Below are 12,280 nucleotides of genomic sequence, written 5' to 3'. Positions count from 1 at the left end.
TGAATTCACTCCTTTTTACATATAGTCTAAAATGCTAGTTTTACTCATTGTACTAATTGCTTTTAACGTCGCTTCATATGTAGCGTTTATATATGCTAAATCCGAAATAGCTACTGCTAAATCTACATCTTCTATTTCTTTTCTGTTTTCCTGAAGAGCTACGTTTTGTTCGCTTAAGATTGTCTTAAATGTATCCATCGTATTTAATATTGATCCTACTTCAGTGGTACGATTTAAGACATTATCTATACTTTTTTTATTCTCTCCCATTACAGATCTTAAGGTATCTTGATCTCCATCTTGCATGGCATCTCTTATTTTTGTTAATGTTTTTATTGTTGGTTCTAATAAATCTTTACCATTACGAAACATCTTTACTTCATATCCATCATTTAATTTCCAATTCACATCATTTTCTCCACCTTGATATGTACCATCTTCTGCAAATGGTGGGTGAGAAGCGCTATCTCCTCCGAAAATATATCTTCCTTGTTCTTGCTTATTTGCTAAATATACTACTTGCTTTAAAAGTTGATCCACTTCTGCCGCACTTGCTTTTAATTCATTAGAACTATTGGTTCCATTTACTGCTTGTAAAGTTAATTGATCCACTCTTGTTAAAGACTTCACAATGCCTTGCAATGTATTTTCCGTCTGACTTAACACATTTTTTGAATCCGCTATATCCTTTTGCATTTGTTCAATATTCGCCAACGAATGTTGAATTGCAAATGATTTACTTGCTGCAAGTGGATCTTCACTCATAAGAAGATTTTTCTTCCCTGAAGTTACTTGATTTCGATGATATTGCTGTTGGGCATTCAAATCCATTAACTGGTTCTTTGCCCAGTTTGCATTTTGAAATGTAGATACTCTCATTTATATCTCCTCCTTTATCTATTGAAAATTGATTGGAAGCTGAAACCGGAACTATACTCCGCTGGCTCTTTCTTCAAACATAAAAGAAAAAGGTTTCGCTTTTACCTCTCATTCATCGTTATACAAAAGGTGCTACAAAGCGTTCCATTCTCAAATCTAGGTCGTTTCCTCTTCTACTTTATCTGGCACCCGCTCCATATCTCTGGTCTCACACCGATAGGTCCTCTATTAGGCACTGACCGCTTCTACACTCTGCTGGCCCTCTCTTCAAACATAAAAGAAAAGGGTTTTGTTTTTACCTCTCATTATCTAATGATTGAAAACAGACTATCAAACACTTCATTCATTGTAGTAATAGCTTTAGAATTCGCAACGAAGTATTTTTGGAAGGCCATTAAATTAACCATTTCTTCTTCCATATTCACGCCTTCGATACTCATCTTTTCTTGCTGAATACCTTCTAATAAGTCTCCATGAATTTTTTGATAACCGTTCACTTCACTTTTATCAGATGCTACCTTCACTATGAATTGGTCTAATGCTTTTTTATATGAAAGACCATCTTTATAATCTTCATCTGTAATTCCTGCCAATTTATTTGCAGTTTCAGCAGATATTTTCATTTTCGAAAAATCATTCGCAAATTCTGGATTTAATTTCAACTCTTTCGCATAATCTCCAACGAAGAAGTCTTTTCCCATCACTGTATTTACTTGATTTTTCACTGAACCCATTAACTCTTCAAGATTTTTCTTATAACTAGCAATCTGCCCTTTCGTATCGATTGCAGATTTTATTGCCCCACTAGTTAAAGGAATTTCCGAACCGTAAATTTCAACAGACATAGGTTCTTTCGTTTTATTTAATTGCAATGGATATGTATCTTGTCCATTCACTGTTAAAACGCCATTCATTCTAACACTTGCGATATTAGGATTCATAGATTCATAAGATACTTCTATATTGGCATACTTAGACATTTCTGTAACGATACGGTCACGTTCGTCTAAAAGTTGATTTGGCACTTGTGTACCAGCTTGCCCAATTTTTTGATTCGCTTCTGCTAAACTGTCAGCAAGACGATTAAATTCATTGACATGCGCTTCAATATCTTCTGTCGTCTGCGCTTCTACTGAATCTAAATTTTTCGCAAGTTTATTTACCTGACTTGTAAACTTCCCAGTTTCAGAAATTAGCGTATCATAATAGTTTGATTGATCTGGATTTTTTGCAACTTCTCGAAAAGCATTAAAGAATCCATCCATTAAACTAGATAGTGAGTTTTTGCCTGTCGTTCCTACCATAGACTCTACTCGTGATAAAACCGAGTTCTTATAATTATAGTAAGAGAGCTGAGATAATTGGTCGTTAAACTGTTTCGTCTTCACTTCATCTGTAATACGATCAACACCTAACGTTTGTACACCATAACCAATTCTCTGTTCTGGCGTATGGCCATTGCTCGCTCCAACAGATCCGTAATTCACCATTTGGCGCACATAGCCAGGTGTATGAATATTTGATAAGTTTTGTCTCGTCGTTTGTAATCCCATTTGGGCCGCTAACATACCCGATAACGGGGTATTGTAATCAGATAATCTCATAATGCTTCACTTCCCCTTTACAATAGTTCATTCATAAAGATTTGCGAATTATTGTTTCGTTCTAAGTTATATTCAGAAACTGAATCCACAATACTTTCTGTAGTTTTTAATAGTACGTTTAAGTAATATTGATTTTTCAAAAGAAGCATTTTTACATTTTCTTCTAATCTAATTAAGTTTTTTTGTAATTTTTCCATTTTCTCAATTTCTTCTTGAGAAAAATACGAAAATAACGCACTTACGCGAAATGATTCCACTCCCTGTTCTTTACAAAACTGAACAACCATTTCTTCAAATGATCTCGATAATTGTTTTAAACCTTCAATGTACTGCAATTGCTCTACTTGTAACTTTTGAACTGCATTTACATTTTTATTTTTTAAATTCTCATATATTTGTTCTCCAAGCGTTTGAATGTTTTCATATGCTTTTTGAATAATAACGAGCTTTTCATATAATTGTATATACATATAGCTTCCTTCCCTTTTACAAGACTAAATTTACAATTAAACCGTGGATTTCTCCAATTTGATTTAACATTTCTAAATGTCCTGTTTTTGTATTAATTAAGTTCATAACATCTTCTAACTCATTCAATCCCATTTCCGCCTGTTTTACAATCGTCATTTTCTGTGAATAGCCATAACGCGGATGACGAGACATGACATCTTTATATTGCAATACATTATCAACGTAAAAATTCAAAAATGATTTTACTGTATTTTTGTATTCCATTACGTTATCAAGTGTTAATTCCATTTCGATTTTTTCTTTAATTTCTCCAATATTATCAACAAACGCTTCCATTTGTTCTAACAACTTATCTTTTTTCGGATCTGCATGCAAATTATCCGAAAATGCAAGTCCAGTCCTGACATTTGCTTCTTTCGGCATTTGAGTAGCAGGCGGTATATGCGATAAGATTGGATTATGCGAGATTGAACGCAGCATATATATCACCTATTTATTTTTTTATTTCTTCCAAAAGTTAATCGTAAAATCTAGTTATTTATAATTATACTCTGAACACTAATATTTTGCAGTTATTTTTTATAGAAGATATGTTACAATTTAGCATGAGGTGGCACAATTCTATGAATATTTTTCTTTGTGGTTCAAATCAATTAACAGCATTAGATCAAGAAGAAATCAAAAAATTTTTAACTGACTATGCTCACAAACATAAAATTTACATATTATGTTATAAATCTATTGAAAATGAGGTACTTCGTTTTTTCGTTGAAAACGAAAGACTCGCTCAAAATTTATGCCTTTACACGCTCCAACCGTTACAAGCAGTAACAGATGAATTCCAAGAAATCGTAGATTATTTAAAATCACACGGAGCCGAGTATGTTGCTTTTGATCACCCTTCCGACTCTATTTATCGATCTGATTATATGTTTTTTGTGAAACAAATTATTGAAGATACCGATTTAGTTCTCTGTTTTTATAACGGAGACAAACATACATCTGTCATTCCCGTTGACATTGCAAAAGAAGCTGGGATTGATGCTGTCATTTATGATTTACCAGGTTTACATGAAAAACAAATGAAAAAAAGCTTTGAACAAAAAATTCGTATGATGTAAAGGGGGCGGCACAATATCGTTATTGTGCCCATTGTAAATATGATAATTGAACAAGATTATGATCATTTTATCGCGAGTTTTAAACAACAATTCAATATGGATATCGCTTCGTATAAACAAGATAGGATGCGCCGTAGAATCGATGCTTTTATTTCAAGAAAAGGCTTTGAAAACTACACTACGTTTTTAAGTACTTTACGTGTTGATCAAAACTTATTTTTAAGTTTTATTGACTATATTACAATTAACGTTTCAGAGTTTTTTAGAAATAAAGAACGTTGGCAAACGTTAGAATCGAAAGCACTGCCAAAATTACTCGAACAAAATAACGGAAAATTAAAAGTATGGAGTGCCGCTTGCGCTGCTGGCGAAGAACCATATACACTCTCTTTAATTTTATCGAAACATCTCTCTCCATTTCGCTATGAAATACTAGCAACAGATCTTGATTTTCATATATTAGAGAGTGCAAAACGTGGTCAATATACGGACCGTTCTTTAAAAGAATTACCTAGCGATTTGAAAGAACGTCATTTCACAAAAGAAGATGATGTATATTCATTACATCAAAATATTAAGCAACACGTCACGTTCAAACAGCATGACCTATTAATGCAATCGTTCGATACAAATTACGATTTAATTGTTTGTCGTAATGTAATGATCTATTTCACAGAAGAAGCAAGAGTCAAGCTGTATGAAAAGTTTAGCCGTTCTTTACGAAAAGGCGGTGTGCTATTTGTCGGTAGCACAGAACAAATTTTAACACCTGAACGATTCAATCTTCAGCGTTTTGATACATTCTTTTATGAAAAAATATAGAAAAAAGCAGGATTATTGCACCCTGCTTTTTTTGTATTTATTTACTAAAATCATAACAAAGAATTGCGTGATTCCGTTCGTTTCTTATATAACTCGAATTAAAATAATACAAGCAACCCATATAACGAGAAAAAGAAACGTCATTGACCATTTATGTTCTTGCACCGTTTGTTTCAACGCCTGTGATAATTGTGTCATATTCATTTCTGCAAGTGCTCTCCATACACTTGCATCCCGCTCTTTAGCTGTGCGATCCGTGACGCTAATTAAAATGGTTTCGTTAGACAATTTCGTGATATACGCAGTAATAACCGTTACCATTAAATTTATATTTCCTTCTGATGAATCACTCTCCACGCTAGAGAGGAGTGCACTTACATCTAATAACGGAATGTGTACCTTTCTACCAAATGATAGTTGTACTTCAGCGAAATCATACGTTCCATCTAACAAAGGAAGTTCTTTTATATGCGCCTGCTTAACAAGTCCTTGCAGGCTTCTCATGACTTGTTCAAATATTTTATCTGTTTGCTTTCCTTCTCCAGATAATGTATGTAACTTTTTAAAGAGTTGTAATACTGTATCCATCTCTTTAGAAAGCATTTCCTTCATAACCTTTCCATCACCTAAACTCGCAAGTAAAATCCCGATTTCATTATTTTTCGAAATAATCTTAGACTGTCCAGTAAACACTAGATTACTATACTTTCGTTCTTTCTGGATTTCATGTTCCGAAATAGCTGCAGGCTGTTTTAATGGTTGTAGCGTCTTATTTTCAATTGTCGTACGTTTAATTTCCATTTAAGCGCCTCCACTATGATGAAATAATTAGCCCCATTCTTTATTACTCTTTAACACTAAAAATAGTACGAATAAACCTGACATAATAGCAAATACATTAGAAGCTTGTATTCCATGGTCACTTTTAGTTTCTTTCTTATCTTCTGGCTCTTCTTTTTTTTCTTTCTTTTTCGAAATGACTTGATTGTTATTATCTTTATCTTTTTGAGCCTTCGTATTATTTACTTCCTTGTTGTCTGTGAGAGGCTCTTTTATAACATAAGTAATTTTTTCTTTCTCTTTCAATGGTTCTTTTATAAGGTCGTTTACTTTCGCTTCTTTTTTCGGAATTTGAACAACTGGCTGTTTTTCTTCCTGCAGCGGGATTTCTACTTTCGTGTCTTCCTGCTTCTCAGTTTCTTTCTTATCTTCTATTTTATTTTCTAATTTATCTTCTTTCTCTCGTTCTTCTGTCTTTTTATCCTCTTCTGTTTTTTGTTCCAAAACAGAAACGACATACTCACTTTCTTCAACGAGTTTATTTCCAGCCGCATCTACTACCTCTACAAGTAGCTCGTATGTCCCATTTGGCAATGCATCCGTTATTTCAAATACTTTTTGCCATTCCATGTCGCGCTTATTGTAATCTAATAAAAATGTAATCTCTTTATTTTCTTTTCCTTTTAATGTAACACGAACTTCTTTCACAACCGATTCCACGTCTGCCGCCTTCACTCTTACACGTATAGAATCGCCTCGTTTTCGTTCGATTACATTCTCCGTCGCCTCGTCAATAGTGACTTTATGCAACTTCGGCATCTCTTTATCTATTGTTGGTGTTTCATTATTTATACGAATAAGAGGAACTTTCACTTCATTTTCTATAAGCTCTTCTTTCTCATTTTCTTTAAAACTTTGAATAAGCTGAAGGTTCCAATCACCTTGCAAATCAAAAATCCCGACCTTATAGTTAGCAATCCATCGCTTCGTCTCTTCTTCATAGTCAAAAGGTATCATTCTTTCTTGCTCATACAGATTACTGTTTTTTGGCAAACGCAACATACCTTTTATACTTTGAATATTTTTCTCTTTTGGCTCTACAATAATCCGTACTTCTTCGCCAACCTTTAATTCTCGCTTATTTATTGTAATAATCCCTTGATCCGTCTCTATCTTTTTTTCGGTTTCTTGCTCATTCTTTACTTCTTGTTGTTCCTCTTTATCTTGCTTCATTTCCACCTGTTCTGGCTGTTCTTGAACTTCCTTATTCTCTTCTTGTACATTCACTTCATTTATATTTTGTTCTGGCACATTTTGCTCTTCCGCCTGACTTTGCAGCGGGAAGAGCAAGCACACATGTATGCATAGCCAGCAAATTAGAAAAAACTTTACGCTTTTCATCTACTATTTCAACGCCTTATAGTGATTTCGTCACTTTTACTCCGAAAAATCCATCTACATTTACAAGTTCACCATACGCCACCAATACATCATTTACATAAATTCGAATTGGTTCATCAATATCTTCATCTAATACAACGGCTTCATTTTCTTGTAAACTTAATATATCTTGAATCGTTTTCACTGTACTTCCAAATACAAATTTCACATTCATTTCTACATTTTGTAGAATAGATGTATCCATATACACTGGCTCAATTTGTTTCACTTCTTTAAATTCAATAGGTTGTACAACAGGTTCTACAACCTCTTCTTCCATTTCTTCCTCTGCAATCTCTTCTTCTGCTTCCACCATTGGATATAGCAGTCGTCTTACCATTTCTTTCGCTTCTGAAATCGGTAAAATTTGATACATTTTTGATTGAAGCAAGTCGCCAATTTCAAGGTTGAACGTAATTTGAACGAGTTCATCCACTTCCATTGACTCTCCCAAATATTCCATTTCTTCTTTTAACGTGACAAATTTAACGTCTGGCGGCGTCATGTCCATCTTCTCTTTAAACATTTCTGACATCGCTGTTGCCGCATGCCCCATCATTTGGTTCATGATTTCTTTAATACCGCTCAGCTCTAATTCACTAAGCTCTTTCTCTGGATCAATCTCCCCTGTTCCCATCATCATTAAATCTACCATTGTCAAAGCAACATCTTTCGTAAATACGAATACGTTCTCATTCTTTAAACCTTCAACAAAATCGACATTTAAAATCACAAAGGGAACCGGTACACCGTCATAATGACGCACATTAATCGCTTCTACATTGGGTGTACTAATCGTAACCGGCTGATTTAAAAGCGTTGATAATACCGTTGAAGCTGAACCGATGGAAATGTTGGCAATTTCCCCAAGTACATCTTTCTCTTCTTGCGTTAACTGTTCTTTTTTAACATGTTCTTCTACAATTTCAGCTTCCGCTACTTCTGCTGGCTCGTCTTGCTCTTCTACGCCACCAGATAATTGTAGTAATTTATTTATCATTTGTTTCGCATGTTCAACTGAAACAATTTGTACGAGTTTAGAGTTTACAAGATTATCTATTTTAAGGTCAAACGACACTTTCACAATCGTGTTATTTCCTGTTATTCCAGAGATTTTCTCCATCTCTTCTAATAACTTTACAACTTTAATTGTCGGCGGTGACATGTCTACTGTATCTTGGAAGAATTCCGACATAGACGTCGCTGCGAATCCCATCATCTGGTTCATCGCTTCTTGTACAGCACTGAGCTCTAATTCGCCAAGTTCTTTTCCCTCTTCCACTTCACCTGTCCCCATCATCATTAAATCAGCAATAGATAAAGCAACATCTTGCTGAAGGACAAGTAGATTTTCCATATCTAATCCTTTTGTAAAATAAATATTTAATACAACATGAGGAACCTCAACATCACTTGTATCGTATAAATCCACTAACTCTACATGAGGAGCAGTTATACTTACTTGCCTATTTAAAATCGTTGATAATACTGTCGAAGCAGAGCCAAATGATATATTTGCAATTTCGCCAAGAATATCACATTCTTGAGGCGTTAAAAGCTCCTTTTCTTTTTCTAGCACAATTGTGCTCGTATCCCCTTTTGTGTGTTGCTCAGGCATTTTCCCTGCCTCCTCATTTTTGTTTTTCTATTCAATGAATACACTCATTACATTTTAACAAACTTATTACGTAAATCGTGAACATGTATTTATTTCCTGCTATATATATTAGTTTTTTATATTAGTATGTAGTTAACCAAAAAGCTCCCCAATTGTATACAAGTGGGGAGCTTTCCTTCATTCCTATTATAAACCTTCTGGGTTTAAAATGAGGACCACTCGTCCATCGCCGAGAATCGTCGCGCCAGAGAAATAGTTCGAACTCTCTGCAAAGAAATCACCTAATGACTTTAAGACTATTTCTCTTTGGCCGATAATTGTGTTTACAATAAGTCCATAGCTACGATGTGTATTACGAACAATTAACACAGGAACCATTTGACTTTCATATGATTCAAATGCCTCATCTACTGTTTTTTCACCAAATACAGTACTTAAATGCTTCACTTCAATAATTTGATCACGATAGTTTAACACATCTTTTCCTTGTATGGATTGGATGTCTTCTCTCTTAATTCGAATTGCTTCAACAATATTACCAAGAGGTAAAGCATAACGTTTATCATTCGTTTGAACAAGCATAGATTGAATAATGGACAACGTTAATGGAAGTTCAATTCTAAATGTACTTCCCTTTCCTTCTTCTGAATCAATAATTAAATGTCCACCTAAACTATGGATTGTATGTTTTACAACATCTAATCCAACCCCGCGCCCCGAAAGATCCGATACTACTTCTGCTGTACTAAATCCTGGTTGGAAAATGAGATCAAACACTTCACGATCCGTTAATTTATTTGCCTCAGATTCTGTTACAACACCATTTTTAATCGCTTTTTCTAATACTTTCCCTTTATGAATTCCATTTCCATCATCCGTAATTTGAATTACGACATGATTTCCACTATGGAACGCTTCTAATTTAATTGTACCCGTCTCATTTTTCCCTGCATCACGACGTTTTTCAACAGTCTCAATACCATGATCAATTGCATTACGAATTAAATGAACGAGTGGATCACCGATTTCATCAATAACAATTTTATCAACTTCTGTATCTTCACCCGTAATTTGTAAATCGATTTTCTTCCCTAAATCTTTCGCTAACATACGTACCATACGCGGAAAACGATTAAAGACTGTTTCAATCGGCACCATACGCATGTTTAGAAGTACATTTTGAATATCTTTTGAAATATCGCCTAATCGATTTAAATGCTCAATTAATTCTTTGTTTTGAATTGCTTGTGCCAATTCATCTATGCGACCACGCTCAATTACACTCTCTTCAAACATGTTCATTAATCGTTCAATTTTCTCTAGCTGCACACGAATGGAACGATTCTCACCTTTAGCATTTTTCGTTTTTGCAGTGCTTTTAGTTGGCGTAGTACTTGCAGGTTGCTTCGCTGTCTCAATAGGTGCTTCCACCTGCGCAACTACAGACGGCTGTATCATTTCTTCTACTCGCGTAGTTTCTTGCGTAGCAACCATCGAATCTACTTCCTGTAATAATTCTCCTTGTTTCACTACTACTTTCTCAATTTCAGAAACATGAAGCACTACCTGTTTCAATTCTTCTTCACTACGATCCGTATTCATAAATACTGTAAACTCAAACCCGAAAGCATCCGCTTCGATTTCTTCAATACTAGGAACCGTTTTTTGTATATCGCCTATATTTTGCAGTGCTTCAATACACATAATGGCACGTACTGCTTTTAAAATAGCTTGCTGTTCAACGGTTATATGCACTTCATGCGAAACTGCATCATCATTGTTTATAGACTCTTGCTCTACATGTTCCATAGAAGTTTCTACATTTCCGTTCAATAACGCTTCTAATTTTTGCTTCGTTGCGACTACATCAATATTACCCATTCCGCCTTGCTGCACATCTGCAACCATTTTCTCTAAATTATCAATGCATTCAAAAATCACATCAATAATATCCGCATGTACTACTATATTCCCATGACGAATTTCATCTAAAACGTTTTCCATTTTATGCGTTAAATCCGCCATTTCCGTAAATTCCATACTCGCAGACATACCTTTAAATGTATGGGCTGAGCGGAATATTTCTCCCACAACATCCATATCAGTGGGATTTTGTTCTAAAGTTAGCACATTTTCATTTAGCGACTGTAAATGTTCTTCCGATTCTTCAAAAAATATATTTAATAGATCTGTTTGCATTTTCATCCCCTACCTGTCTAACAAACATTTCATTTATGTATAACAATTTAGTGTTTTAAAATGAGAAAAAAGGGGCCACACATCTATCCGTTATCACTGTTTTGATTCCTTGTGGCACCCCTTTTATATTAGCTATTTGCTACTTTTGTTAAAGCTTCGATTACGCGATCTGCTTGGAATGGCTTTACAATAAAGTCTTTTGCCCCGCCCTTAATTGCATCTAATACCATACCTTGTTGTCCCATTGCTGAACAAATAACAACCTTTGCACTTGAATCAATTTTCATAATTTCTTTTAATGCTTCAAGTCCGTCCATTTCTGGCATAGTAATATCTAATGTTACAATATCAGGTTGAAGTTCTTTATATTTTTGAATTGCCTCCACTCCATTTTCCGCTTCTCCGATTACTTCAAATTCAGAATTACTTTTTAATAAGTTTTTAATCATTGTTCGCATGAACATCGCATCATCTACAACTAAAATTTTATGTGCCATTCTTTTTGATTCTCTCCTTCTATGTATAAATATATCTTAATATTTCACCTTATCATTCTCACTCATTATACAAAATAAAACGATAAAATTTAATATTTTTTTAAAAGAATTTCTGCATTTTAGTATTTTATTACTAAAATACTAAAATACTATTCTTTAATATAAATGACAACGCGACGGTTTTTCTCCCAATTTTGCGGTGAATCATTCGGTACAACTGGCTTTGTGTCTGCATATCCTACCGCAGCTAACCTTTTATCCTCCACATTATACACTTCAATTAAATGGTGGATCATATTAGCTGCTCGTGCTGAAGATAATTCCCAATTAGAAGGGAACTTTTCATTATGGATCGGTCTACTATCTGTATGCCCCTCCACAACAATTGAGTTTGGTACGGATTGAAAAAATCCGACTAATTTGCTAATAATTTCTTTTGCTTCAGGCTTAACGTTCGCATCACCTGTATCAAATATTAAATTATCTACTATAACAACGCTTACCCCTGTATCTTCTCGATATACATTCACTTGACTAATACCGTTATTATCTACATATGCTTTTAACTTTTTGTACAAGTCGTCCATTCGCTTTTTTGAGACCATTTTTTCATCATTTTTTTCATGTGAAATATCTGGTATAGTATTTTCCATTACTTTTGCATCAACTTGCTCCGTATCACTAAACTTTTCAAGCATCTTTGACAATTTTACTGCATCCTGCTTTGAAGTAGCAACTAGTAATACAAAGAAAGTTAATAATAACATCGTTAAATCTGTAAAAGTCGTCATCCAACGAGGCGATCCCTTTTGCGGTCGTTTTATCATCACCATACCACTCCTTGCAATA

General features: G+C 34.4%; 12 protein-coding genes. 2 read left to right on the top strand and 10 right to left on the bottom strand.

The annotated features are described in order from the left end of the window. Positions 1 to 15: 15 nt before the first annotated feature. From MR083_RS05490 to MR083_RS05475, 4 genes are all read right to left on the bottom strand, one after another. Entirely contained in the window at positions 16 to 879 is an 864-nt protein-coding gene (locus MR083_RS05490) for a flagellar hook-associated protein 3 (RefSeq protein ID WP_228919869.1), read from the bottom strand. Positions 880 to 1,184: 305 nt separating this feature from the next. After that, entirely contained in the window at positions 1,185 to 2,483 is a 1,299-nt protein-coding gene (gene flgK / locus MR083_RS05485; RefSeq protein ID WP_001239726.1) for a flagellar hook-associated protein FlgK, read from the bottom strand. 17 nt (positions 2,484 to 2,500) lie between these two features. Beyond that, positions 2,501 to 2,953 (bottom strand): hypothetical protein, encoded by a 453-nt coding sequence (locus MR083_RS05480; RefSeq protein ID WP_000275908.1) that lies wholly within the window; start codon positions 2,951 to 2,953, stop codon positions 2,501 to 2,503. Positions 2,954 to 2,969: 16 nt separating this feature from the next. Then, positions 2,970 to 3,434 carry a YaaR family protein gene (locus MR083_RS05475; protein WP_000946323.1) on the bottom strand — a complete coding sequence of 155 codons (465 nt, stop codon included), beginning with the start codon at positions 3,432 to 3,434 and terminating at the stop codon, positions 2,970 to 2,972. A gap of 143 nt (positions 3,435 to 3,577) precedes the next feature. On the opposite strand from MR083_RS05475, the gene MR083_RS05470 reads away from it, so the two are divergent. Both MR083_RS05470 and MR083_RS05465 read left to right on the top strand, forming a co-directional pair. After that, positions 3,578 to 4,075, top strand: a complete 498-nt coding sequence (locus tag MR083_RS05470) for a flagellar motor switch protein FliG (protein ID WP_001020115.1) — start codon at positions 3,578 to 3,580, stop codon at positions 4,073 to 4,075. A gap of 39 nt (positions 4,076 to 4,114) precedes the next feature. Next, a complete protein-coding gene (locus tag MR083_RS05465) occupies positions 4,115 to 4,897 on the top strand; it encodes a CheR family methyltransferase (protein WP_000582894.1) in 783 nt (260 codons plus the stop codon). An 84-nt stretch (positions 4,898 to 4,981) separates the two neighbouring features. Here MR083_RS05465 and MR083_RS05460 read toward each other — a convergent pair whose 3' ends face one another. From MR083_RS05460 to MR083_RS05435, 6 genes are all read right to left on the bottom strand, one after another. Then, on the bottom strand, positions 4,982 to 5,698 hold the full coding sequence (locus tag MR083_RS05460) for a hypothetical protein (protein ID WP_000403991.1): 717 nt from the start codon (positions 5,696 to 5,698) through the stop codon (positions 4,982 to 4,984). 27 nt (positions 5,699 to 5,725) lie between these two features. Then, complete coding sequence (locus MR083_RS05455) at positions 5,726 to 7,078, bottom strand: Ig-like domain-containing protein (protein ID WP_242268681.1); 1,353 nt, start codon at positions 7,076 to 7,078, stop codon at positions 5,726 to 5,728. Between the two features lie 16 nt (positions 7,079 to 7,094). Continuing rightward, a complete protein-coding gene (locus MR083_RS05450) occupies positions 7,095 to 8,735 on the bottom strand; it encodes a flagellar motor switch protein (protein ID WP_001114998.1) in 1,641 nt (546 codons plus the stop codon). Between the two features lie 186 nt (positions 8,736 to 8,921). After that, positions 8,922 to 10,934, bottom strand: a complete 2,013-nt coding sequence (locus MR083_RS05445; RefSeq protein ID WP_049113212.1) for a chemotaxis protein CheA — start codon at positions 10,932 to 10,934, stop codon at positions 8,922 to 8,924. A 128-nt stretch (positions 10,935 to 11,062) separates the two neighbouring features. Further along, entirely contained in the window at positions 11,063 to 11,431 is a 369-nt protein-coding gene (locus MR083_RS05440; RefSeq protein ID WP_000940577.1) for a response regulator, read from the bottom strand. A gap of 149 nt (positions 11,432 to 11,580) precedes the next feature. Further along, positions 11,581 to 12,258, bottom strand: a complete 678-nt coding sequence (locus tag MR083_RS05435) for an OmpA family protein (protein WP_000596046.1) — start codon at positions 12,256 to 12,258, stop codon at positions 11,581 to 11,583. Between the last annotated feature and the right edge of the window lie 22 nt (positions 12,259 to 12,280).

The organism is Bacillus cereus group sp. BfR-BA-01408, assembly GCF_022663305.1.
Classification (GTDB): Bacteria; Bacillota; Bacilli; order Bacillales; family Bacillaceae_G; genus Bacillus_A; species Bacillus_A pacificus.
Note: the sequence above shows the minus strand (reverse complement) of the source record. Positions and strands in the feature narration are given on the sequence as shown.